The 23,685-nt window shown below is 70.1% G+C and carries 18 protein-coding genes, 1 tRNA gene and 2 pseudogenes; 7 read left to right on the top strand and 14 right to left on the bottom strand.

What is annotated here, in order from left to right; all coding sequences use genetic code 11:
- Positions 1-15 precede the first annotated feature (15 nt).
- From OG927_RS29460 to OG927_RS29440, 5 genes are all read right to left on the bottom strand, one after another.
- Positions 16-1,290: an NAD(P)/FAD-dependent oxidoreductase gene (locus OG927_RS29460; RefSeq protein WP_063887896.1), complete on the bottom strand. Its 1,275-nt coding sequence runs from the start codon at positions 1,288-1,290 to the stop codon at positions 16-18.
- A gap of 156 nt (positions 1,291-1,446) precedes the next feature.
- Positions 1,447-2,454, bottom strand: a complete 1,008-nt coding sequence (locus OG927_RS29455) for an MBL fold metallo-hydrolase (protein WP_330321066.1) — start codon at positions 2,452-2,454, stop codon at positions 1,447-1,449.
- 442 nt (positions 2,455-2,896) lie between these two features.
- Positions 2,897-3,481, bottom strand: a complete 585-nt coding sequence (locus OG927_RS29450) for a TetR/AcrR family transcriptional regulator (RefSeq protein WP_056790473.1) — start codon at positions 3,479-3,481, stop codon at positions 2,897-2,899.
- Positions 3,482-3,584: 103 nt separating this feature from the next.
- Entirely contained in the window at positions 3,585-5,147 is a 1,563-nt protein-coding gene (locus OG927_RS29445; RefSeq protein ID WP_056790476.1) for an MFS transporter, read from the bottom strand.
- Positions 5,148-5,284: 137 nt separating this feature from the next.
- Positions 5,285-7,243, bottom strand: a complete 1,959-nt coding sequence (locus tag OG927_RS29440) for an AfsR/SARP family transcriptional regulator (RefSeq protein ID WP_330321065.1) — start codon at positions 7,241-7,243, stop codon at positions 5,285-5,287.
- A 1,203-nt stretch (positions 7,244-8,446) separates the two neighbouring features.
- On the opposite strand from OG927_RS29440, the gene OG927_RS29435 reads away from it, so the two are divergent.
- The gene (locus tag OG927_RS29435) at positions 8,447-8,833 is read left to right on the top strand and encodes a hypothetical protein (protein WP_209469242.1); all 387 of its coding nucleotides are present in this window, start codon (positions 8,447-8,449) and stop codon (positions 8,831-8,833) included.
- 15 nt (positions 8,834-8,848) lie between these two features.
- On the opposite strand, the gene OG927_RS29430 is transcribed toward OG927_RS29435, so the two are convergent.
- Positions 8,849-9,322, bottom strand: a complete 474-nt coding sequence (locus OG927_RS29430; RefSeq protein ID WP_319100577.1) for a hypothetical protein — start codon at positions 9,320-9,322, stop codon at positions 8,849-8,851.
- Positions 9,323-9,418: 96 nt separating this feature from the next.
- Here OG927_RS29430 and OG927_RS36055 point away from each other — a divergent pair.
- Positions 9,419-10,050 (top strand): annotated as a pseudogene (locus OG927_RS36055) (Tn3 family transposase); the annotation flags it as partial.
- 56 nt (positions 10,051-10,106) lie between these two features.
- On the opposite strand, the gene OG927_RS29415 reads toward OG927_RS36055, so the two are convergent.
- Entirely contained in the window at positions 10,107-10,967 is an 861-nt protein-coding gene (locus OG927_RS29415) for an NAD(P)H-binding protein (protein ID WP_330321064.1), read from the bottom strand.
- 206 nt (positions 10,968-11,173) lie between these two features.
- On the opposite strand from OG927_RS29415, the gene OG927_RS29410 reads away from it, so the two are divergent.
- The gene (locus OG927_RS29410; RefSeq protein WP_330321063.1) at positions 11,174-12,034 is read left to right on the top strand and encodes a helix-turn-helix transcriptional regulator; all 861 of its coding nucleotides are present in this window, start codon (positions 11,174-11,176) and stop codon (positions 12,032-12,034) included.
- A 491-nt stretch (positions 12,035-12,525) separates the two neighbouring features.
- Positions 12,526-12,921 (top strand): annotated as a pseudogene (locus tag OG927_RS36050) (recombinase family protein); the annotation flags it as partial.
- Here the strand turns inward: OG927_RS36050 and OG927_RS29405 are convergent.
- Positions 12,887-12,960, bottom strand: a tRNA-Pro gene (locus OG927_RS29405). The pseudogene OG927_RS36050 and the gene OG927_RS29405 overlap by 35 nt on opposite strands.
- Positions 12,961-13,085: 125 nt before the next feature.
- Here OG927_RS29405 and OG927_RS29400 point away from each other — a divergent pair.
- From OG927_RS29400 to OG927_RS29390, 3 genes are all read left to right on the top strand, one after another.
- Entirely contained in the window at positions 13,086-13,787 is a 702-nt protein-coding gene (locus tag OG927_RS29400; protein WP_330321062.1) for a transketolase, read from the top strand.
- Positions 13,788-13,839: 52 nt separating this feature from the next.
- A complete protein-coding gene (locus tag OG927_RS29395; protein ID WP_124280460.1) occupies positions 13,840-14,736 on the top strand; it encodes a transketolase family protein in 897 nt (298 codons plus the stop codon).
- Positions 14,737-15,091: 355 nt separating this feature from the next.
- Complete coding sequence (locus OG927_RS29390; protein ID WP_330321061.1) at positions 15,092-18,163, top strand: ThuA domain-containing protein; 3,072 nt, start codon at positions 15,092-15,094, stop codon at positions 18,161-18,163.
- A gap of 149 nt (positions 18,164-18,312) precedes the next feature.
- Here OG927_RS29390 and OG927_RS29385 read toward each other — a convergent pair whose 3' ends face one another.
- The 6 genes from OG927_RS29385 to OG927_RS29360 form a co-directional block, all read right to left on the bottom strand.
- Positions 18,313-18,897, bottom strand: a complete 585-nt coding sequence (locus OG927_RS29385) for a GAF domain-containing protein (RefSeq protein ID WP_330321060.1) — start codon at positions 18,895-18,897, stop codon at positions 18,313-18,315.
- Positions 18,894-19,514, bottom strand: a complete 621-nt coding sequence (locus OG927_RS29380) for a GTP-binding protein (RefSeq protein ID WP_056790512.1) — start codon at positions 19,512-19,514, stop codon at positions 18,894-18,896. The genes OG927_RS29385 and OG927_RS29380 overlap by 4 nt, the downstream gene beginning before the upstream one ends.
- On the bottom strand, positions 19,492-19,863 hold the full coding sequence (locus tag OG927_RS29375; RefSeq protein ID WP_056790518.1) for a DUF742 domain-containing protein: 372 nt from the start codon (positions 19,861-19,863) through the stop codon (positions 19,492-19,494). The genes OG927_RS29380 and OG927_RS29375 overlap by 23 nt, the downstream gene beginning before the upstream one ends.
- A gap of 2 nt (positions 19,864-19,865) precedes the next feature.
- The gene (locus tag OG927_RS29370) at positions 19,866-20,300 is read right to left on the bottom strand and encodes a roadblock/LC7 domain-containing protein (protein ID WP_056790522.1); all 435 of its coding nucleotides are present in this window, start codon (positions 20,298-20,300) and stop codon (positions 19,866-19,868) included.
- A gap of 7 nt (positions 20,301-20,307) precedes the next feature.
- Positions 20,308-22,248 carry an ATP-binding protein gene (locus OG927_RS29365; RefSeq protein ID WP_330321059.1) on the bottom strand — a complete coding sequence of 647 codons (1,941 nt, stop codon included), beginning with the start codon at positions 22,246-22,248 and terminating at the stop codon, positions 20,308-20,310.
- A 997-nt stretch (positions 22,249-23,245) separates the two neighbouring features.
- Positions 23,246-23,680, bottom strand: a complete 435-nt coding sequence (locus tag OG927_RS29360) for a hypothetical protein (RefSeq protein ID WP_056790530.1) — start codon at positions 23,678-23,680, stop codon at positions 23,246-23,248.
- Between the last annotated feature and the right edge of the window lie 5 nt (positions 23,681-23,685).

Raw genomic sequence — 23,685 nt, 5'->3', positions numbered from 1 at the left:
TGCCACAGGTGAATTTCAGGACTTCGTTATCTCGGGCTGCGATACGTCCGCGATGAGGTCGTCCAGTCCGATGTGGAACATCGGGTGGTTACCGCTCAGGCCGGAGATGAGGGTGACGAAGTCGTCCGCGGGCTTGCGCTCGTGCTCGGGGTCGATCATCTCCTGCGCGAGGCTGTGGTAGAACTCCTTGTACTTCGTCCGGTCGTAGAACCGCTCGACGAATTCGCGGATCTCGTCGAAGAATCCGGAATACGCCGTGGCGTACCGGTCGAGTGCCTTGGTCTCGATCTCCGGGTGCTTGATGATCTGGTCGACGATCTGCGCCAGCGTGCTGCCGGCCAGCGACGCCAGGGCGACACCGGTGGAGAACAGGGGGTCGACGAAGGCCGCGGAGTCGCCGACGAGCACCCAGCCGTCGCCGTAGAACCGGTCCGAGTGGTAGGACCAGTCCCGGGCGGTACGGAAGCCCGCGGACTGCCGCCCGTTGCGCAGCATGTGCTTGAGCTTGGTGGTCCGGCCGACCTCGGAGTGGAACAGGTCCTCCAGGGACTGCCCGCCCTCACCCGCCGTCGCGGAGCGCGTGACGTAGCCGACGCTGATGGTTCCCTTGTCGATCGGGATCGCCCAGAACCAGCCCTCGTCCAGGCCTTCGATCAGGATGTTCGTGTACTCGTCGCCCTCGAGGCGCTCGCAGTTGTCGTAGTACGTCCACACCGCGACGTTGCGCAGCTCCTCGTGCCACTTGACGTCGGTGAACCGACGGCTGAGGACACGCGCCTGGCCGGAGGCGTCGACCACCAGGCCGGCTCGCACCTCACGCACACCGTCCATGCCGCGGAGGGCGTAACGGACGCCGACCACGCGGCCGTTCTCCTCGATGGGCTCCTTGACCGTGGCGTCCTCGATGATGTGGGCGCCCAGTTCACGGGCGCGGTCGAGGATCATCGCGTCCAGGTCGGCACGGCGGGTGTGGAACGCGTACGGGTACTTGCCCTTGAGGAATCCGAACTTCCACGGCACCTGGTTGTTGCCCCATACGAGGCTCCCGCCGTACTTGCGCTCGAATCCGCGCTCGTCCATGCGCTCCGTGAGCCCCATCTCCTCCATGGGGCGCATGAAAGCCGGAATGAGCGATTCACCGACGTGATAGCGCGGGAATCGCTCACGGTCGAGCACGAGTACGCGATGTCCTCGCTTGGCGAGGAGGCCGGCCGTCGTGGCTCCTGCCGGGCCCCCTCCGATGACGATGACGTCATACTCGGCGGAAATGCCGAAGATACTGGACGACATGCGTAGACCTTCCTCTAGTCCTATGCAGAAGCAGACGACCGCGGATTTTTCCGTACCCGCCGCATTGCGCCTCGTCAGTCTGCATCGGACCAACTGGAGAGAGTCTGCATCCCGTCTGTAGATCTCCTGGTCGGTTCTGCATGTTCTTCGGAAGGATTAGTTCCGGCCAAGCACGCGTGACCCTCCGACGGGAAGGTCCCAGAGGTCCGCGGCGGGCCGGCCGGCCGCCTCCCAGGCGGCCCGCACCCGGTGCAGGGGCTCGAGCGGCGGCTCGGCGGAGAGCAGGAACGTCGCCCAGTGCATCGGCGACATGATCCGTGCGCCGAGGTCGGCGCAGGCCTGGACGGCCTCCTCGGGAGAGGTGTGGACGGGAGACAGCATCCAGCGCGGTTCGTACGCACCGATCGGCAGGAGCGCCACGTCGATCCCCGGGTAGCGCCCTCCGATCTCGGCGAACCAGTGGCCGAAGCCGGTGTCACCCGCGAAGTAGAGGCGCTGCCCGTCCGGCGCCGTCAGCACCCACCCGCCCCACAGGCTGCGGCAGGTGTCGGTCGCACCGCGCCGGCTCCAGTGGTGGGAGGGCACGAAGTCGAAGCGGACCGGGCCTGCTTCGCCGTTCAGCTCCACCGCCTCCCACCAGTCGAGTTCGGTGACCCGGGTGAACCGCCTGCCACGGACCCACTCGGCGAGCCCGGCCGGTACGAACACCGGGGTGTCCCGCGGCAGCCTGTCCAGCGTGGGGGCGTCAAGGTGGTCGTAGTGGTTGTGGCTGATGACCACGGCGTCGACCGGCGGGAGGTCCTCCCAGGCGACGCCGACCGGGGTCACCCGCCGGGGGGTCCCCACGATCCGCTGCGACCAGACGGGGTCCGTCAGCACGGTGAGGCCGCCGATCCGCACCACGTGACTGGCGTGCCCGGCCCAGGTCACGGACAGCTCCCCGGCGGTGACATCGGGCAGCGGCTCCGGCCGGAAGGGCAGATCGGGAATCTGGGCCCGGCCCTCGGCGGAGGGCAGCAGGCGCTCGCCGCGCAGCGCCAGCCGGACGAAGTCGGAGACTCCGGGCAGGGGTGAGGTCAGCCGGTCGGTGAACGTTCTGGGCCAGCTGCGGACCTCACCCAGCGGCCGGGGCGGGGAGAGCGGGGGGTGGGCATGAGCACTCATCGTTACTCCGTTCGTGACATGGCGGATCCGGGCCCGGTGTGGCCGTACGTGTGCGGCGACGGCCCGTGCGGGCCCGGATGCGAGGCCGTGTGCGAGTCGGTTCGTCCTGGTGCGCCCGCGTCCGGCACGAACGGCGCCGCTCCGCCGCTGGACGCCTCGCAGCCGGGAGACGTGTTGCGCGCACAGGCTGGCCCGGGGTTCCGGGACACGAGGCCGGGCCGTTCCAGGCTTCGGCCGGGTGTCGCCGGGGGCCGGACAGGTCCCCGCGTCAGGACGCCGGAAGCGGGGATGTGCTGCCGCGGACCGGCGCGCGGCGTCGGGTGCGGTGCGTCGTCGCGAGGCGGAGGGGCGCCCTCGTAGCGGTGGCGTGCGGGCGTGGTGGTAGGTGGCGAGGCGGCCGTCATGCCGCCCCGCCCGGGCATTCGGCCCTTCGGGACCTGCGTCAGGCGGCGGAGCTGTCGCGCACCAGGGCCCCGTTGAGCACGCCGTCGATCATGTCCCGGATCTGGTCGTCCTCGAGGGGCCGGCCCTGGCCCAGGAAGAGCCGCAGGATCACGACCCCGCCCAGCATGTCCACCACCCCGGTGATGTTGACGTCCTGCCGCACCGAACCTTCTTCACGGCCACGGATCAGGACCGCCTTCACGGCGTCGCGCCACGGGCAGACCCACGATTCCATGTGACTGGACGGGAAGTTCGGGTCGCTGACGGCCTGGGCCGCGAGGTGCGGCAGCAGACGCCCCTCGGGAGCCGTCAGCAGCCCGGTCCGGAGCCAGCAGGTCATGGCGAACAGGTCCTCGTGAAGGTCGCCGGTCTCCGCGACGTCGAAGTCGGCCATCAACGTGTCGAGCGCGTTGATGATCATCTCTTCCTTCGACTTCCAGCGCCGGTACACGGTCGCCCGGCCGACGCCGGCCCGCCGGGCCACCTGTTCCATCGTCAGGCCCTGGAATCCGGTCTCTCCGAGCAGCGTGACCGTTGCCTTGAGGATCGCGGAGTCCGCCTGCCGGTTGCGCGGGCGTCCCACTCGTCGGGGACCGGCCTGTCGACCTTCACGGGTGTCTTGCATCTATACCGTCAGCCCCTCCGTATGCGCGTCGACATGGTCCCAGTACGCCACGAAACCCTCATCATACGCGCTCGGGCGCAGACCGGACGGGTTCGGTCCCGACCCCGGTGGACGCGTGCGGGACGGACTTCGACGGCATCCAGACGAACACCACCGCGGCAAGGGCGAGGAGTACCACGGACCCGCCGATCAGCGCGAGGTCCATGCTGTCCACGTACGCCTGACGTGCCGCCGCGGCGAGCTCCCCGCCCTTCGGACCGAGCTGCTGAGCGACACGCAGCGCCGCTCCGACCGTGTCGCCTGCCGCCTCCGCCGCCTCCGCGGGAAGGCCCCTCGTCGCGGAGTCCATCTCGTCGCGGTACGCGGTTCCCAGCACGCTGCCGAGGACCGCGACCCCGATGACGCCACCGACCTGCCGGAAGGCGCTGGTCGAACCGGAGGCTTCGCCCGACTTCTCGTCGGGAACGGTGGCGAGTGCGGTGTGCATCGCGATGGCCAGGGTCAGACCGATGCCGATGCCGAGCATGATCTGGCAGAGGGCCACCTGCGTGTCGCTGGAGTCGACCTTCGTCGTCGTGAAGAGCAGCAGACCGCCGGACATCAGGAGCAGCCCGGCCGTCACCGGGCCACGTGGCCCCACCCGCGGAGCCAGTCGCTCGGCGGTGCCCGCACCCACCATCACGGCCATGACCACGGGCAGCATCCGGACGCCGGTCCCGAGGGAGGAGTTGCCCAGTACGGCCTGGAGGTACGGGCTGAGCATGAACAGGAAGCCCGTCATGGCGAAGTGGACGAAGAGCAGGGCGACCACGGCGGCGCCGAAGTACCGGTTCCGGAAGGCCAGCACGTCCAGGAGCGGGTGGGGGGTGGTCCGCTCCCGCAGGACGAAGAGGAGGAGGAGCACGAGTCCGGCCGCGGAGCCGCCCAGTGTCTCGGTGCTCAGCCAGCCTTCCTCCGGCGCCCGGGTCAGGGCGAAGGTGAGCGATCCCAGACCGAGGACGGACAGCACGGCACCCTGCCAGTCGAAGGCGTGCTCGCGCTTCCCCGTGTGTTCGGGGAAGAGCAGCAGGCCCGCGACCATGGCCACGAGGAGGATCGGGATGTTGATGAGGAAGACGGAACCCCACCAGAAGTGCTCCAGCAGCCAGCCACCCGCCAGCGGGCCGATCGGCAGCCCGAGGGCCACACCGGCCGACCAGATGGCCAGGGCCCGCGCCCGCTCCTTCGGAGCGAAGAGCACGGGCAGCATGGCGAGCGACACCGGAGTGACGATGGCCGCGCCCAGGCCCATCAGCGCGCGGCCGAGGATCAACTCCCCGGAGGTGTCGACGTACATGGCGTAGGCGGAAGCGAGTCCGAAGACCGCCAGGCCCGCGATCAACAGGCGCTTGCGGCCGATCCGGTCCGCGAACACGCCGAAGGGCAGCATCAGGCTCGCGAAGACCAGCAGGTAGGCGTTGTGGAACCACTGCAGGTCGGAGTTCGTGGCATCCAGGGCCTCTACGAGCTCCGGCATCGCCACATAGAGGATCGTCGCGTCGAGGCCATTGACCAGGACGCAGATGACGAGGACGGCGAGCGCCCACCATCGTTTCGGGCTGCTCCAGACTGCGGGACCGGACACAGTGCTCTCCTTGAAGAGTTTTGATACGAGACTGTCCCGTATCAAAGCATGGCCGCACCGGCCCTGCACCCCCTACTCCGCGTTGAGGGGTCTGCATTCAGCCATCTCGACGAACAGCGGGCCACCCCGACGCTCCGCTAGCTCACACGCCCGCCGATTCGACGCCCGTCCGGGTCCTGAGTGATCGCCAGTTTCCGTGGGGTGTGCAGCGGAATCGCCTGCGGCCGCACCTCGGCCAGGCCGGCCCCGTAGATACGGACCAGGTCGTTCAGCCGGTACTCCTCGGGCCCGGTCTGCTCCAGCAGGCCGTGGTCCGTGAGTGATTCGAGATGACTCGCGGCCGCGGTGGGGGTGATGCCCATGAGCTGGACCGGAGACATCGGACCGACCTCTTCCAGGCCTGTCCTGCACAGCATCCGGAAGAGCCGGGCGGTTTCCTCCGACAGATGGCGGTAACTGACCGTGATCACCGAGCGGATGCTCATGTCGTCGTCACCCTCGACCGCCAGCAGCTCCAGCCGGGTGAGCGGGTCCTCGTACAGCGCGGCGAGTCGCTCCGGGCTCGCGTACGGATCCCCGAGCAGTCTTCCGGCTGTGATCCTGATGGCCAGCGGAAGGCCGCCGCACAGCTCGGCGAGCCGGGACACGGCCGACCGCCGGTCCGTTCCCTGCTCGGCCCCGGTGAGTGCGAGGAGGAGCGCGGTGGCGGTCTCCCGGTCCAGGGGTTTCAAGCCGATCCGATGGGCGCCGTACCTGACCACCAGTCCGCGCTGCGGCTGGCGGCTGGTGACGATCAGACAGGCCGACCCCTGAGGTATCAATGGCCGTAACTGATCAGCGCCCAGGGCATTGTCCAGTACGACAAGCATCTTCTTGCCGTGCAACAGGCTGCGGTAGAGCATCACCCGGCCGTCGAGATCCGTGGGCAGGGACGCCCGCTGGATACCGAGGTTCCGCAGGAGCTGCGCCAGGACGTCGAAGGCGCTCAGCGGATGGTCGCTGGTCCCCCCGAGGTCCGCGTAGAGGTGACCGTCGGGGAAGCGGTCCAGCGACTCGTGGGCCAGCTCCAGGGCGAGGGCGCTCTTGCCGACACCGGGGGCTCCGTCGATGGCCAGGATCGGGGTCGCCCGGCCGCGTTCGGGACTCTCCCGGGTCAGCATCTCCCGCACCTTGCGCAGTTCGGCGCTCCGGCCGACGAAGACGTTGGCGCGCGAGGGCAGGTGGCTCGGCAGGTAGGCCGCCGCCGTCGGAGCCGTGGACCGCCGCTCGGCCTGCGCGGGTACGGTTTCCCGCTGCGGGCTTCGCGGGGGCCGGGATCCCTCGACCGTGCCGGCGAGGATCCGGGCATGCAGATTGCGCAGTTCGACGCCCGGTTCGATGCCCAGCTCCTCGTCGAGATAGGTGCGGGTCTCGCTGTAGGCCTGGAGGGCGTGCGCCTGCCGGCCGCAGCGGGAGAGGGCCAGCATCAGCAGGTACCGGAGCTTCTCGCGGAGGGGTTCCTGCACGATCGCCTCGTTCAGCACGACGACCGCCTCTTCGCTCCCCCCTGCGGCGATCATGCCGCCGATCCACTCCTCCACGGCGGCGAACCGCATCTCGCGCAGTCTGACGCGCTCCATGGCGGCGAACGGCCCCGGCACCCCTGCGAGCGCTTCCCCGTGCCACAGTCCCAGTGCCGCCCCCAGCCGCTCGAACGCGGCCTCGGGCCGGCCGGCGGCCGCCATCCGGCGGGCCTCCTCGCGCTGGCGCACGAAGAGGGCGGCGTCCACGGCTTCGACGGGCAGGCGTAACTCATAGCCGTCCGACCGGGTGACCAGCACTTCCCCCGAGCCCCTGCCGGCCCGCACGGGATCCAGCGCCCGGCGCAGCCCGGCCACATAGGTGTGCACTCCGTTGGCGGCGGTGGCAGGGGGTTCCGGTCCCCACAGCGCGTCGACGATCTGCTCGCGCCGCACCACCACCCCGAGACGGATGGCGAGTAACGCGAGTAACGCTCGTTGCTTGGGCGGGCCGATGAGGATCTCCTCATCGTGGGACCACACCCGGAGGGTGCCCAGCAGTTGTACGGAAAGGGTGCTGCTCGCTGTATGTGACATCCAGACAACTCCGCTCGATGTTACGTATGGAGTAACCGCTCTTTCCGAGCCCTCACGCTCTCGAGGCTCGGTCGTGGCATGCCGTTCGGGTTCGCGAATTGCATGTGCGGGTCAGAGAGCTGCGACATCCGGCGTCCGGAATTCGGACACGTCCGGGCAGGCCGAAAAAGAGGACGGCTTGCGGTCGCACAGCGGGACACAGGTGGCCGGACCGGGTTCGGTTACGTGGGCGGCGGGAACCTAGAACCGGAGAACGCGAGGGGTCGACGCGCGTCGACAGTCACGGGCGACGGGCCTCGTCGCTCCGCGGTGCGGCCCGGGGGCCCGGAGGCGCGGCAGCAGCGTCGATCCGGCCGATCCCCCGTTGGCCGGCGTACCGGTGTGCCCCGGTCGCGCTCCGGAAGTACGACGGACACCCTCGGCAGGACGGGCTCCGGGCGCCGACTCGACGACGGTGCGCCGGTCCGCGTCCACACGGGGAGCACAACACACCGACCGAGGGCCGTGCGCCGCCCCGGACATGCGGCTAGGGAGTTGGAGCGCGGGCACCCTCGTCAAGTCACCCGTTATTTCCGTGAACGTGTACACAGGTCCCCCCCGCACAGGAATGCACCTCTTTACCCTACACGGCCCCCACCGCCTGCCACAGGTAGCGCAGACCACCATGGTCGCTTTTCGGGAGTGCCGTTTCAAGCAGCACACGCCGGTCCATCAACGTTCAACTCCACTTGGTCCCGCAGTAGTTCATCCATGACGATCCGTGCATCCCACACCTCGTCCCATCGGCCGGCCCCGCCCCCCGGCGAGCCCGAGCAGCCGTCAGGACGGAGAGGCGCCCATGACCCGCGCGACCGGGGACGTGCCCGGATCCGGCCCCGGAGGAGGTGCCGCGGTACGTGTCAGCCCGGCCGAACCTCCACTCCGATCCGATGGGACCGTTCGAACGCCCCAGGGCCGACAGGGGGTGGCCGACCGCATCTGCGTCGACGCGGGCTCCGCAGAAGGACGCGCCATCGCGTGAACGCGCTCCCCCGACCGGAGTGGACCCCGAGTCCGGTGAGGATGCCCGGAAGCACCTGTTCGCGCAGCGTATGGACTGCCTGTTCCGAACCCGTGTCTCCACCGTTACGGAATGGGCTGCACCGACCCCGGCCCGGACATGCGCAGATCAGCGAGCAGGAAGTACTGCGCGACCACAGGGCCGTGCTCGGCCCCGGCGCCACGATCGCCGGGCCGGCCGCCGACGAACTGCGCAACAGCTCACTGCCGGACACCGCGGTCGACCGGCTCACGACGAACTTCCTCAAGACCGAGCTCGAACTCGGCCGCTGCCTGCGTCACCCCGCCGAAGGCTCCTGCGAGTGCGACCTCTACCTGACCTGCGCAACGTTCGTCACCACACCCGAGTACGTATTGCGTCTGCGGGCCCTACGTGAAGTCGAGCAGACACTCGCTACCGACGCCGCCCCACGCAGTTGGGACCGCGGAGTCGAACGACATCGATGCACCAGCGACCGGATCGACGAGCTTCTCGTAGAACTCGGGCAACCCGCCCGCTCCGAGGCGAGTGCCGACAGCTTCCGCGCGTGACCACTGCCTGGCGAGTTACCGGACCGGACCTCGTTCGTCCATGAGCACGGTGGGCGGAGACAAGAACGCGTCAGCTTCCACCGGGCCGTAAGCGATGTTGAAGGTATCGAGCCAGTACGACCAGCCCCGCACCCCCGCCGCGCTGCTGAAACGGTAGTTGAGCTGCCAGCGGACCCACTGCCCGGGAACAAGTCGTACGGCCGGGGGCCGTCGGGGCCGTGGAGGTATGGCGAAGAGGGGCTGGACCCGAGGAAGGACTCGCAACCGACCGTCTCCCTCGCGGAGTTGGACGTCGACCCTGCGCAGGACTTCCCGGCCGTCGAAAGGGTCGAAGCCGTCGCGCTCATGCATACGCACCACGTGCGCGACCCCGGGCGTCATGGGCGGGACCCGAAAGCCGACCGGGACGGCGTTCCTGCGAGTCGCGGCCTCCCCTCCCCGGGACTGCTTCGTCCAAGACGTCCTTATCCATTGGACGGTGACCTCCACAACGCTTCCCCCTGCCACCTCGTCGAAAGTCTCACCCTAGGTCCGCACGGCCTGACGACACCTCGGAGGAGATCAACTTGAACTGTCCGGATGAACTCCGGCATCACGTTCGGGATCTTCAGGATCCTTGGCTGCAACTTCAGCCCTCGCTTCAAGGACCTGGACGACCAGCGGTTCGGCGGGCCACCATGCCCGGCGTCGGGACGGGGACGTACGGGGCGCTGGAGCCGCTCGCCCACAACCGGGTTTCGGGCGGATCACCAGGGCCGAACACCTGATGCGGATGGTCGACCCGGTCGACGACACCTACCGCCGGCGGATGAACCGCCGACTCACCGCGCAGGAGTCCCGCCACAGGCTCGCCCGGGACGTGTGCCACAGCACACGCGGCACCATCCACCAGGAGTACCGCGACGGCTTGGAGGATCAGCTCGGCCTGTTCGGTCACGCCATCGTGCTCTGGAGGCCTCGCTACATGGACACCGCCGTCACCCGGCTCCGCGCCGAAGGCCATGAGATCCGGGACGAGGAACATTGCCCGCCTCTCCCCCCTCAAGCACCGCAACCTCGACGTGCTCGGCCGCTGCAGCTTCGCCGCCTCCACCCCGGCCGCCGGCGACCTGCGCCCGCTGCGCGACCCGGACGCGGCCGGGCTCGGACTCGACGAGGGCGACGAGGAGGAGAGGCCGGGAGTCCTCCGTCTCTCCGGGCCTGGCGTTACCGCGTAGCTGTCAGGGCGTCGCCGGTGGCGGCCGTGGGGTGCGGTCAGCGTGACACCTGGCGGTCAGGCACGCAGGGTCTGGGCGACGGTGACGGACAGCGGTGTGGTGGGCCGGCCCAGGAGGGAGGTCAGGTCGCTGGTGACGTGGGCCAAGGCGCCGTGGGAGATCTGTACGTCGGCGTCGACGATCAGGTCGACGGCAGGTTCGGGCAGTCCGGCCCGGTGGAGGATCTGCCGGTACTGCTCGGCGGGAAGATCGACGTAGGGGAGAGGCGTGCCGGATCGTGCCGCGGCCTCGGCTGCGAGTTCGGACAGTGTCCAGGCGGTGTCACCGGTGAGGTCGTAGGTCTTCCCGGCCTGATCGTCGAGGGTGAGGACGGCGGCTGCGGCTTCGGCGAGGTCCGCCCGGGTCGCAAAGGCGATCCGCCCGTCGCCCGCGCTGCCGGTGAGGGTGCCGCGCGCGACGGCCCCGGGCAGGGCGGCGGTGTGGTTCTCGGTGTACCAGCCGTTGCGCAGCACGACGGCTGGCAGGCCGGCGTCGGCGATGGCCTGCTCGGTGGCACGGTGCACTCGTGCCAGGCCCATCGGGTTGGTGGGGGCGCGGGTGACCGAGGTGTAGGCGACAAGGTCCACGCCGGACGTGGCCGCGGCGTCGATGGCCGAGCGGTGCTGGGCGACACGCGTGGCGTCCGAGCCGGTGGAGGAGACCAGCAGGACCTTGTCGGCTCCCGCGAAGGCTGCCGACAGGGTCTCGGGTCGGTCGTAGTCGGCGGTGCGGACCTCGACGCCCAGGGCGGCGAGGCCGGCCGCCTTGGCGGGGGTGCGGGCGGCTGCGACGACCTGGGCGGCCGGCACACCGCGCAGGAGCAGGTGCTCGATGACCTGGCGGCCGAACCGGCCGGTGGCCCCGGTGACGACGATCATGAACGTGTTTCCTTTTCGTAGGAACGGTGGGAGCGAGTGCGGCCGCCAGGGGCTGATGCTGTCGGTGTCGAAGAACGCGCTCCGATGATCAGCGCGATGGCCATGGTCGCCAGTCTGCGGCGCACTGCCGACCCGGGCCAGAGACGCTTCTTCCTGGTAACGGGAGTACCAGGCTGTTCCCGGCGTGTGCTGCGACCATGGAATCCATGAGTGACTCCGGTGAGCTGGCCGCGATCCTGCGGGCGTGGCGTGAGCGGCTGACCCCGCACATGGCGGGTCTGCCGGCGAACACCGCCCGGCGTACCAAAGGGCTGCGGCGCGAGGAGCTGGCCGTGCTGGCGGGTGTCTCCGTCGACTACATCGTGCGCCTGGAGCAGGGGCGGGCCTCGGCGCCCTCGGCACAGGTGTGCGCCGCGCTCGCCCAAGCGTTGCAGCTCGGCGACACCGAACAGGAGCACCTGTTCCGTCTGGCCGGGCACGCCACCGACGGGGGACGCATCAGCCGACTGGTGCCCGCGAGTATCCGCCGCCTGGTGGAACGCACCGGCGAACGGCCCATGGCCGTCTTCGATGCGATGTGGAACCTCCTGCTCTGGAATCGCTTGTGGGCGACGCTGGCGGGCGACCCCTCCCAGGTGCGGGAAGCCGACCGTAATGTGCTGTGGTTGCACTTCACCGGCACCTCGGACTGTCACCTGTACGGCCCCGGCGGCGCCGAAGCCCTCGACGCGTCCCTGGTGGCCGACCTGCGGCGCAGTACCGGCCGCTACCCTGACGACGCCCAGCTGCGACAGCTCGTCGCACGGCTGGACGAGACGAGCCCGCAGTTCCGCGAACTCTGGCAGCGTCACGAGATCGCCGAACACGGCCCGACCATCAAGAGGGTCGTCCGTTCCGAGGTCGGAACCCTTGACCTGGACTGCGACATCCTTACTACCCAGCGCCAGGACCAGCGGATCTTGATGTACACAGCCGAACCCGGCAGCGAATCCGACAGTAAACTCGCCCTGCTCGCCACCATCGGCACCATCGGCACCCAGCACATGATGGACGGGTCCATCCAATGACTGGCACAGCGGTGGACGCTCGTACAGCTACGGTGCGGCGATGTGGATCCAGGGTCGGGGGAAGATCGCTGACATGCTGGTTCACATACATGTTCGCCTGTGAGAGTTCCGCGAGAGGGCCAGTGCGGACCGATCGGGCGTAAGATCCATCCGGGAAGTGCCTCGCACAACATGCAGGTTTCGAGAGGGCTTCTGCGAACGGCGACCCGCGGAAACGTGCTCGCTGAGGGCGCGGCAGAACGTCACGACTGCCCGAACTGTGACGCGCCCGTCGGCTCCGCCTGCCGCACTCGGGGAGACCGCCGCGAAATACCACACCCCGCGCTTCGCCCTCGTCCCCGCGCTCCGCGCTCCGCGCTCCGCAAGGAATGCGAAGTCCTCGTCCCCGCCGACCGCCACCCGGCCGCGCGTGGAAGCAGGGCCCCGCGCTCACCGTCTCGCCCGCGCCCCGCACCCAGCGCCCGGTCCGCATCGGGTAGGCGAGGACGTCGACCGCCCGGCAGGAGCTGGCGAGTCAGTTCGAAGCCCTCCACCGCGCGGAGTGCCACAAGGTCTTCAAGGAGCAGACCAGCACCCGCGTCAAGGTGCGCCCCGAGCTGGAGAAGGCGCTCTCACTGGCCCACCGGTTCAAGGAGGCCGCCCCCGAGACGCCCGTCATCCTCACCGTCCACGAGCTCAAGTGGCTCGCCAGGAACGCGGCCGAGCTGATGACGCGTCCGCCGAGCACAGAGCCCGGTCATCATGACCCGCTGACACCGGTCAAGGAGGCTGGTCCCCAGCTGGTCCCCAAGAACGGCTCAGGGCCGGTATCGGATTTCTCCGATACCGGCCCTGATCTGCGACTGTCTCCAGTCGGGACGACAGGATTTGAACCTGCGACCCCTTGACCCCCAGTCAAGTGCGCTACCAAGCTGCGCCACGTCCCGCTGCCCGTCTGACCTGGGGTTTCCCCTGGCCGAACGCGCATGAGAACAATACCGCACTTGGACACGTGGTCACGAACCCGTTTACCCCTTGACCTCAACCACGCTTGATGTTCGACGCTGGGCGCATGACGAACGCGACCTCCGCGCCGGTGTACGGATACGACGACCTGAACCGGCTGATGAGCCTGATGACCGGGGACGAGAAGCACGGCCCCGCCGCGACCTCCACCCTCGACGCCCTGTGGGTGCTGTACGACCGGGTGCTGCGGATCACGCCCGCCACCGCCGGTTCCCCCGACCGCGACCGGTTCCTGCTCTCGAAGGGCCACGGGCCCATGGCGTACTACGCCGTACTGGCCGCACGCGGCTTCTTCGGCGAGGAGCTGCTCCCGGGCTTCGGATCGTACGACTCCCCGCTCGGCCACCACCCCGACCGGCTCCTCGTGCCGGGGGCCGAGATCGGCAGCGGGTCCCTCGGACACGGGCTCCCGCTGGCGGTGGGCAGCGTCCTGGGGCTGCGGGCGCAGGGGCTGACCGGGCCGCGTGTCTGGGTGCTGACGGGGGACGCCGAACTGGACGAGGGCAGCAACCACGAGGCGATCGCCTACGCGGGCCCGGCCGGGCTCGACCAGCTGCACACCGTGGTGATCGACAACGGCTCGGCGACGTACGCCAGACCGGGCGGCATCGCCGCACGGTTCGAGGCCGCCGGCTGGTCGGCCCTGTCGGTGGACGGCCGGGACCACGAGGCCCTGCACACGGCCTTCACCATGCCGCACCCCGGCCGGCCGCACGCGGTGATCGCCCGCGTGGCCGCCGCGCACTGACCACACCCCGCAACAGGACGACGCCGGAACAGAACGACGGAGGACACTGCTCATGGACACCATGCGTGACCGGTTCATCGCCACCACCTCGCGGCAGCTGGACGAGGACCCGCGCCTCGCCCTCGTACTCGCCGAGATCAGCCGCGACGGCTTCGCGGCGGCCGAGCGGGCTCATCCCGACCGGGTGATCAACGTGGGGATCAGGGAGCAGTTGCTCATCGGAGCGGGGGCCGGCCTGGCACTGACCGGAATGCGGCCCCTCATGCACACCTTCGCCAGCTTCCTCGTGGAGCGGCCGTTCGAGCAGGTGAAGCTGGATCTCGGGCATCAGGGCGTGGGTGGTGTGCTGGTCAGCGCCGGGGCTTCGTACGACTGGCCGGCCGGGGGCTTCACCCACATGTCACCCGGTGACGTCGCCCTGCTGGACACCCTCGACGGCTGGACGGTCCATGTGCCGGGCCATCCCGACGAGGCCGAGGCACTGGTGCGGCAGGCCGTCGCGTCGGAGGGCCGTGTCTACGTACGCCTCTCCCTCCAGTCGAACAGCGCCGGCCGCCCCGTGACAGGGGACGGCTTCAGCACCGTGCGCCGGGGCACCGGCGGGGTGGTCATCGCCGTCGGGCCGATGCTGGACAACGTGCTCGCGGCGACCGGGGACCTCGACGTGACCGTGCTGTACGCGGCCACCGTACGCCCCTTCGACACGGCGGGCCTGCGTGCCGCCGCCGGTGCGGGGCCTTCGGACGTGGTGATCGTCGAACCGTATATGGCGGGTACGTCGACGGCGGCGGCCAACGACGCGCTCGCCGACCTGCCCCACCGGATCCTCGGGCTCGGGGTGGGCCGGGCCGAACTGCGCCGCTACGGACAGCTGGAGGAGCACCTCACGGCGCACGGCCTGGACGCGCACGGCCTGCGGCAGCGGATCACCGGCTTCCTGCGCCGCTGACCTTCTGTGCTGCCGACCCGCCGAACACCGAGCCGGCAAGCGGACAGCCGCGCCGGCGGCCCACGCGAGGCGCCGCACCGGGCGGCGGCTCCACCAACCCAGTGCGAGCCGGCGCCCGGTCAGCCGTCCTCGGCCCGCGGCAGGCCCGGTTCCGGGCGTGCCGCTACGAGCCGAGGCGGGGCGGCCTGCCGCCCCGCCTCGACCACAGCGCCGCGCACTGACAGTCATGGGCCGCCACTGCGGGCGCTGCCGCCCCATTGACCCCGGCGAAGCCCTGAACCTACGCTGAGCAACGCACTCCGGAAAGCGCTTTCTAAACCCCCCGCAGCCGGTATCACCGCCCAGGGAGCGCCCCATGAGCAGCCGCCCGTTATCCAGCGGTCCCACGCCGTCCAGCAGCGCCCCGTCCCAGGCGTTTCCCCCGCCACTGATCGCGCTCGTCGCACTCATGGCGCTGATCCTCGGCACGATGCTGGTCGCCGCTCCCCCGAGAGCCCACGCGGCACCCTTTCGTGTGCTGGTGTACTCGGGGACGACGGGCGCGGCCCACGCGTCGGCTCCCGCAGGAATCGAAGCGATCCTGGAGCTGGGCGCCGAGAATGGATTCGACGTGGAGGCCACGAGCAGTTCCGCCGTCTTCAACGACGTCGATCTGGCCCGCTTCCAGGCGGTCGTCTTCAACAACACGGAGTCGGCGCCGGGCAGGGGCGACCTGCTGGACGCCGATGAGCGCGCCGCGCTGCGGTCGTACATCCGGGCGGGCGGCGGCTGGGTCGGACTGCACGCCGCTGCCGCCACCGAACGTGACTGGGACTGGTACGAGGGCCTGGCGGGCGCGGTCCTCGACCGGCACACGCCGGTACGGACGGGCCGGATCAACGTGCTCGACCACGCGCACCCCTCCACCAGGGGTCTTCCGGACCTCTGGGAGCGCACGGACGAGTGGTACGACTGGCGCACCGACCCTGCCCCCGGCGTGCACACCCTCGCGCGCGTCACGGTGCGTGACGGCATCACCGGGCTCGACGAGGGCGTGGACCACCCGTGGTCCTGGTGCCAGAACTACGACGGCGGGCGCTCCTGGTTCACCGCGGGCGGCCATACGGCTTCGGCCTTCCGGGAGGGGGGTTTCCTGACGCACCTGCTGGGCGGCATCGAGTGGGCCGCGGGTGCGAAGTCGGGCGACTGCTCGGCCACCCGCACGGGTTCCTTCCGGCGCGCCACGCTCGCGGCGGACGGTCTCGCCGATCCCGTCGACCTGGCCGTGGCCCCTGACCGCCGGGTGTTCTTCGCCGAGCGCACCGGGAAGGTGAAGGTCATCGACCAGCAGTCGATGCGGGTGTCCACGGCTGTCGACTTCGGGTACACGCAGAAGGACGTCGACCGGGCGGGCGGGCTGGTCGGCCTCGCCCTCGACCCCGGATTCGCTTGGAACAGCCGTCTCTACGTGCTGCATTCCGACAAGGCCGGCGACGGACTGGTCCTCTCGCGCTTCACGGTCTCCGGAAAGACGGTCGATCCGGCGTCCGAGAGACGTCTCCTCACCCTTCCGGGCGGCACGGACGAGGCGGATTCCCCCGTATCCGCATCTCTCGCCTTCGGCGGGGAGGGCGTCCTCCATGTGGCGACGTCCGGCACCGCGGACCTCTCGGTCGCGGACGCTCCGAACGACCTGCGGGGGAAGATCCTTCGGATCACCCCGCAGGACGACGGCACGTACACCGTGCCGGAGGGAAACCTCTTCGCACCCGGTACGGCTGGGACCCGCCCGGAGATCTACGCAACGGGCCTGCGAAATCCCTACCGCATCACGGCGGATCCACGGAGCGGTGCGCTGCTCGTGTCCGAGCAGGGCCCCGAGGGCACGGTCGGCCACCTGCGGATCACCGAGGCGGGGGTCGCCGACCGGCCCTCCTGCACCGACGACACCGCCGCGAGGCACCGGGGTCCCGCCCTCGACTGCACGGCGGCGTCCACGGACGGCCCGCCCGGCAGCGCGGCAGCCGTCGTGGGCGGCCCGCCGAGGACTCCGGTGACGGGCGGTCCGCTCAGTGGAGCCGTGTACGCCCACGACCCCGCGGGCTCCGACCGCACCGCGTTCCCGGCGTACTTCGAGGGGAAGTGGCTGGCCTACGATCCGGTCGGCAGCCGGTTCACCACGCTCTCGTTCCAGCGGGCGGACCAGACGTTCTCGGACGACCGGTCCGCCTCCGTGGAAGCCGGGGCGCTGCAGTCCGTCGACGGCGTCTTCACGGACATGGAGTGGCACCGGCCGACCGCCGCACGCTTCGGTCCGGACGGATCGTTGTACGTCGTCGACGGCGGCACCGGCAGCGGCACGGACAAGGCCGGCGGCGACGAGGGCGCCGGCGTCCACCGGATCGACTACGCCGGTGACCGACGACTGCCCAAGGCGGCGATCACCACCGACCGTGACAACGGCCCCGCGCCGCTGACCGTCACCTTCGACGGCTCCGGCCCTCATGGAGGGGCGCCGGTGACGTACGCCTGGGACTTCGACGGTGACGGCAGCACCGATTCGACGGCGGCGAACCCCTCACACACCTATCGTGACGAGGGCAGGTTCACGGCGCGCCTCACGGTCACCGGGCCGGGAGGCGAGACGGCCCTCGCCGGTCAGGACGTGGCCGTGGGCAACACACGGCCCCTGGTGACGCTTCGACAGCCGCCGGACGGCGGGGTGTTCACCTTCGGTGACACCCTCGCCCTCACCGTGGGCGTGACGGACGAGGAGGGCGGGAGGGCCGGACCGGTCGACTGCTCCCGCGTCGTGGTGCGCTCGCCGCTGGGCACCGCCGCCCCGCTGAGGCCCGTGGCCCGCCCCCCGGGGTGCCGCGGCGAGTTGGTCACGCACGCCGGGGACCATCAGGGCCGGGGCCCGGATGTCCCGTACACGCTCACGGCCGAGTACACGGACAGGGGCACCCCGGCGCTCACCGGGTCCGCCTCACTCACGCTGCGTACCGCGTTCCGGGAGGCGGAGCACTTCACGTCGACCGGGGGCCCGCACGGCGGAGCCGTGGCGGCGGGCCGCGCGAACGCCTCGGGCGGCAGGACGCTGGCGGAGATCGAGGACGGCGACTGGGTCGCCTTCGACCCGGTCCGTCTCGGGAACGTCGACTCGGTCATGGTCGGAGCGACCGCCTGCGGTATCGGCGGGCGGATCGATTTCCGGGCCGGTTCACCCACGGGCAGACTGCTCGGCTCGGTGTCCGTCGCGGGCACCGGCGCCCGGGGAGCGATCGTGTCGCCGACGACCGCGATCGAGGACCCGGGCAGCGGGGTGAGGCTGTACGTGGTGTTCACCAACCCCCGGTGGAGCAGCGAGGGGTCCGACCTGTTCACGGTCGACTGGCTGCATTTCCACGGACCGGGCACCGGGCAGGGCTCCCTCGTCCACCGCTGACGTCGGTGCGTCATGAAGGGCTTCCCGTACCGGGCGGGAGTCGCGTCCAGCGCTTCGGACAGCGGCACCGCACGACCGAAACCGAAGACGGACCTGCGCACGCTGTCCCGAGCGGGCACACCGCAGGGCGTCGGAGTCGTCCGCTCCGCTCAGCGGAAGCCCTTGTCCCGGTGGTCGATCTGCACGACGAGTTCGCACGCCAGCAGCTTGATGGTGTCCAGTCCCGCCCGTCCCCAGGCGCGCGGCACGGTGTCCACGGCGCAGACCGTGCCGAGCGCGACGCCCGTGCGGTCGATGAGTGGGGCGCCCAGATAGGAGCGGATGCCTATGCCGTCGACGACGGGGTTCCCCGCGAACCGCGGGTAGTCGCAGACGTCCTCCAGCACGAGTGCCTTGCGCCGTACGAGGACGTGCGGACAGTAGCCGTGGTCCCGGGCGAGGTGGCGAACGCCGCCGCTGCTGCCGCCCGCGGCGGCGGCTCCGAGGTCGAACCCGCTCCCCGTGCCGGCCGGGGTGTGCAGCCCGGCGAAGAACTGCCGGTTCTCGTCGATGAAGTTGACCATCGAGAACGGCGCCGCGGTCACTTCGGCCACCCTGTCGGCGAAGGCGTCGAAGCTGTCGAACGACATGCCGGCACGCTCCCCCAGGCCGAGTCTCCGCAGCCGCGCACCCCGGACGGAACCGTCCAGGTCGACGGGGGTGAGCAGCGGCCGGCCGGTCCCGTAGGACATCACGGATGGGCCCCGAAGACGGACAGCGGTGCCGGTGCCGTGGCGTTGATGAGGTGCTGGACGAGGGTGACCAGCGCGCCGGTGCCGGAGCTGGCGATCCTGGCGTCGCACAGGACGACCGGCACCTCGGGCCCCAGATCGAGGGCTCCCCGGACCTCGTCGGGTTCGTAGCGGTAGGCGCCGTCGAACTCGTTGACCGCGACGATGAATCCGATGCCGCGCCGCTCGAAGAAGTCGACGGCGGCGAAGCACTCCGCCAGCCTGCGCGTGTCGGCGATCACGACAGCCCCCAATGCCCCCTTGGACAGTTCGTCCCACATGAACCAGAACCGCTCCTGCCCGGGGGTGCCGAAGAGGTAGAGCACGTGCTGCTCGGAGAGCGTGATCCGGCCGAAGTCCATGGCCACGGTGGTCGCCGTCTTGGACTCGATGCCGTCGAGGCTGTCGGTGGCCACGCTCACCTGGGTCAGGAGTTCCTCGGTGCTCAGCGGTGCGATCTCGCTGACGGCGCCCACGAACGTCGTTTTGCCGACGCCGAAGCCGCCGGCGACAAGGACCTTGAGGGCCACGGGGAAGAATTCGGAGCGTCCGGTGCTGTCAGAGTTGTCGTCGTAGACCATCGAGCACTGCCTCCAGCAGAGATCGGTCGGTGGGCATGTCATGGAACGCGGGGGCGTGCGCGGTGATCGCACCGCAGTCGACCAGGTCGGACAGCAGGATCTTGGTGATGACGGCGGGCAGCCGCAGATGCGCGGCGATCTCGGCCACGGAGGTGGGGCCCTCGCACAGCTCCAGCGCCACCGTGTGTTCGGGCCCGAGGTGGACCTGCGGCTCGCTGCCCGTGGCCATCACCAGGGAGAGCAGGTCGAGCACGCCGGTCGGCCTCGTCCGGCCGTTGCTCACCGTGTACGGGCGGATGAGTCGGCCGGCCGCGTCGTCGAGCAACGGCCCGTCCTGCGGGGCCGGCACCCTCACAGCCCCGGACTGAAGGGTGCTCCGGCCGTCTGCCGGAGCGGCGTCACCAGGTAGGGGCGGACGCTCTTGACCAGCATGGCCATCTCGTACCCCAGTACGGCGGCATCCGCCTCGCGGCCGGAGAGGACGGCGAGACAGGTCCCGGATCCGGCGGTCGAGACGAACAGCAGCGTCGAGTCGAGTTCGACCACGACCTGTCTCACGTCCCCGTTGTCACCGAACCGGGCACCGGCACTGCGGCCCAGGGAGTACAGCCCGGCGGCCAGGGCCGCCATGTGGTCGGCACTGTCGGGATCCATGCCGTGGAAGGATTTCACCAGGCCGTCGGCCGAGAGCAGGACCGCGCTGCGCGTATGGGGCACGCGCTGGACCAGCCCGCTCAACAGCCAGTCGAGGTCCGAGACCTGACCGGCCGACATGTCGCTCGTCATGGTGCATCTACTCCTTGAACGTGTTCTCGGTGCGTGGATCCGATGCGGGCAACCGCGGTCCGGGGTGACCCTGTTCGGGCGGCTCCGCACCGGTTGTCGCGGCGGGGAAAGCGGCAGGAGAAGTGGCGAGGGGACCAGCGGTCGGAGCCCGGACCGGCAGCGGGGCGAGACCGCGGGGCCGTTGCGCACCGACGGCGGCCGCGGGACCGGGCACCACGCCGTACAAGCCGTCGGGTTCCGCTTCCCCGGCGGACTGGGCCTCGGCGAGGTCGACCCCGCGGCGGAAGGCGGCCATCAGACCGGGGTCGTGCAGGACGTTCTCGTCCTCGGCGCGCGGGACGGGCGCCTCCCTGAGCTGCGGGACCAGGTGCTCCTGATTGCTGCGCCTGGGCAGTTGGGGACGGCCCGGAGTGCCGGTCGCCACCCCGAGGCCCTCACCGGCCGCCGTCTCGCCCCGGTCCTCTCCGGGCCGGACGCCGGGCGGGGTCGCGGCGGGATTGGGGCGGTCGACGCGCTCGGCACGCAGCGGCAACGGCGGCCCGTCGTTCCTGCGGCTCTGCGGGGGTGGCTGGTCCAGGCGCAGCGGGGGCTGCGCGTCCTGGGCCGGCGGGGGCAGAGGCGCCTGCACCGGTGGGGCGTCCTCCTGGACGGGGGGCCGGTGTACAGCTCCGGGCGGTGGGGCGGGCGCGGCATCCGGGCCGGCGGCCATGTCCTCGTCGATACCGAGCAGGGCCTGGGGCAGTACGAGTACCGCCTGCGTGCCCCCGTAGATGTTGCTCTGCAGCCGTACGGCGATTCCGTGTCTGCGGGCCAGGGAGGCGACGACGAACAGTCCGATCCGGCCGTCCTGGAGGAGGTGCCCGACGTTGACCTGGTCCGGGTCGGCGAGAAGCGCGTTCATCCGCTTCCGCTCGGCGTCCGGCAACCCCAGCCCGCGGTCCTCGACCTCCAGGGCGAGCCCGGCGGTGACGCGCTGGGCCCGCATCAGGACCTGGGTGTGCGGGGCGGAGAACACCGTGGCGTTCTCGACGAGTTCGGCCAGCAGGTGGATCACATCGGCGACGGCGTGTCCGCGCAGGGTGCCGTCGATCGGCGGCACCAGCTTGACTCGTGGGTACTGCTCCACCTCCGCGATGGCCGACCGCAGCACCTCGGTCACGGTCACCGGGTTGCTCCACTGCCGCCGGGAGACGGCCCCGCCCAGTACGGCGAGGTTCTCGGCGTGCCTGCGGATGCGGGTGGCGAGGTGGTCGACGTGGAAGAGGCCCTTGAGCAGGTCGGGGTCCTCGACCTCGTGTTCGAGCTCGTCGAGGATCTGGATCTCCCGGTGCACGAGGGACTGCAGCCGCCGCGCCAGGTTGACGAAGACCTCGACCTTCTGTTCGTTGCCGGTGCTCCTGAACATCTGGGACGCCTGCACGACGGCCGTCACGGCCCCGTCCCGGGCACGGCCCATCTCCTGGGCGAGCAGGTCGAAGGCATCCGCGTCGGGGCCGGCGGGCCGGGCGGCCCGCGGGGCCGGCACCGGTTCCCCGTCCCGGAGCTGCTCCACGATCCGCTGCAGCTCGGCGTGGTGCTGGGCGCTTGTGCGCCGGAGCGCGAGACACCGGTCGACCACTCCGGCGGCGACGCGGTTGGCACCGAGGAAGGCCGCGGCCACGGCCGCGACGGCCAGCGCACCGGAACCGCCGAGCGCCGCCAGGAGACTGCCGGAGGGCTGCACGCCCGAGGACCGGATGGTGAAGATGACGGCCGCGGAACCGCTCAGCACCGCGGCGACGGCGGGCAGCACGGCGGTGCGCAGCAGCTGTGGTCGCATACGGGCGTCGGGGGCGGGCTGCACGGCACGCGGTCGGCCGCCCGCCGAATGCGAACGGCCACCGGGACGGCCGTGCCGTCCGCCTTCGCGGCGTTCGGGTCGCGCGGTGGGTGCGCGAAGTTGAGACATCATCGTCCTCGGTACGTGGGGGCACCAGGAATCGGCATTCGTGTGGTGACACCTACGGTGGTCGGTCAGGCCCGGGTCAACGGCCGGACGGGCTCGACCGATAGGAGCCCACCGTTGATCACCGGCAACACACGGTAGTCGCGTATCGCCCGTGCCCGCCGCGCAGTTGTCGAACTTGCCCACCATGCGTCCCGCTCTGGTATGAGGGTTCGCATGGGCGGTCGAATACGCAAGAAGGCAAATCGGCTTCCACGTTCGATACTCGGACTAACACGTGCGGTCCAAGCCGGACACGGTGCCCTCGGTCGCGGTCGCCATCAAGGGCGCAGAGGGCGGCTGTATGGACATCGCTATCGACAGCGCAGCGCCGATTGCGAAGGGGTGACGGGAGGATGCGCCCTCCAATGCAGCGCATCGCCCTCCCCGCTTCCGGCATCAACGCTCGAACTTGCCTTGGACCGGCACGCCGAACGCGCCACCGCCAAAGGGGCTTGACCCGGGGTCGACCACAAAGTCACGACGATCACCGGCCGGCCAATCGAGCAGACCGGCTTCACCCTCACCGTCCAGACCCTCAACCGCCAGGTCGGACTCCGCAGCCTCCGCTTCCTGGAACTCGGCTACGACACAGCCACACTGCCCTCATGGGGCCTCGCCCCCATGGCGCCACCTCCAGGCCGATGACTCCGCCACCTCCAAGACCAAGCCCGCGACGTCCTCGACGTTGCCCTGAACGGTCCGGCAGGCCGTCAACCAACCACCGTAGACAGCGAGGAAATGCCCCACGGAGCAGCACCTGTTCGCCGAGGCGGCCGTCAACTGCGCCGTCAGGGAACCCAGAAGCCCCGCCAGAACACCTGGCGGGGCTTCACATACGCGCTTGCGACAGTATCGAGAGGCGTCACGCAAACGGGCCGAACCGTCCACCCGTGCGGGTGTGTGCCCTACGCAATCGGAGATGGAAATCTTCCTGCACAGGGCACACGCCTACTCTGCACTACAGCCGGAACGTCACCTTGGCGAAACCATCGAACTCCCCAAAGTCCTCATAGTGGTACTGAGGCACTCCCGAAGGGTCGAGATCAATTCCACAAAAGTACCGGATTCCTGGCGCTTTCCAAAAGATGAAATCCAAATTGGAAAGCCCGTCCGACATCGAGCAGATGATTCCCGGTTGCTCAGGGGAGAACAGGGCGAGCAGATGCGAATGCGAGCCGACCCTGTATCGCAGAGCACGCGACACAAATTCATCCTCGCTCACATCCGATGCATCAACTTCCTCATGGTCAATGTTGCGCCAATCCAGTCGAGTCGGCAACCATGGGAACTCGACCAGGTAGTCGTGAAACTTCACGCAGGCCTCTTGCGGTGGCACCGAGGCACGCCCAGATGAGATCCACTGTGCCAAGTGTTCGCTCTCGATGTAGTTCATACCTG

The organism is Streptomyces clavifer (genome assembly GCF_036345975.1).
GTDB lineage: Bacteria > Actinomycetota > Actinomycetes > Streptomycetales > Streptomycetaceae > Streptomyces > Streptomyces clavifer.
The sequence above is the reverse complement of the archived record's forward strand: the minus strand, read 5'-3'. Positions and strand labels throughout refer to the sequence as shown.

What these genes read in the sequence shown, in the direction of transcription:
- OG927_RS29460 (WP_063887896.1), bottom strand. Translation starts at nt 1,290, where the DNA reads ATGTCGTCCAGTATCTTCGGCATTTCCGCCGAGTATGACGTCATCGTC.
- OG927_RS29455 (WP_330321066.1), bottom strand. Translation starts at nt 2,454, where the DNA reads ATGAGTGCTCATGCCCACCCCCCGCTCTCCCCGCCCCGGCCGCTGGGT.
- OG927_RS29440 (WP_330321065.1), bottom strand. Translation starts at nt 7,243, where the DNA reads ATGTCACATACAGCGAGCAGCACCCTTTCCGTACAACTGCTGGGCACC.
- OG927_RS29415 (WP_330321064.1), bottom strand. Translation starts at nt 10,967, where the DNA reads ATGATCGTCGTCACCGGGGCCACCGGCCGGTTCGGCCGCCAGGTCATC.
- OG927_RS29410 (WP_330321063.1), top strand. Translation starts at nt 11,174, where the DNA reads ATGAGTGACTCCGGTGAGCTGGCCGCGATCCTGCGGGCGTGGCGTGAG.
- OG927_RS29400 (WP_330321062.1), top strand. Translation starts at nt 13,086, where the DNA reads ATGACGAACGCGACCTCCGCGCCGGTGTACGGATACGACGACCTGAAC.
- OG927_RS29395 (WP_124280460.1), top strand. Translation starts at nt 13,840, where the DNA reads ATGGACACCATGCGTGACCGGTTCATCGCCACCACCTCGCGGCAGCTG.
- OG927_RS29390 (WP_330321061.1), top strand. Translation starts at nt 15,092, where the DNA reads ATGAGCAGCCGCCCGTTATCCAGCGGTCCCACGCCGTCCAGCAGCGCC.
- OG927_RS29380 (WP_056790512.1), bottom strand. Translation starts at nt 19,514, where the DNA reads ATGGTCTACGACGACAACTCTGACAGCACCGGACGCTCCGAATTCTTC.
- OG927_RS29370 (WP_056790522.1), bottom strand. Translation starts at nt 20,300, where the DNA reads ATGACGAGCGACATGTCGGCCGGTCAGGTCTCGGACCTCGACTGGCTG.
- OG927_RS29365 (WP_330321059.1), bottom strand. Translation starts at nt 22,248, where the DNA reads ATGTCTCAACTTCGCGCACCCACCGCGCGACCCGAACGCCGCGAAGGC.
- OG927_RS29360 (WP_056790530.1), bottom strand. Translation starts at nt 23,680, where the DNA reads ATGAACTACATCGAGAGCGAACACTTGGCACAGTGGATCTCATCTGGG.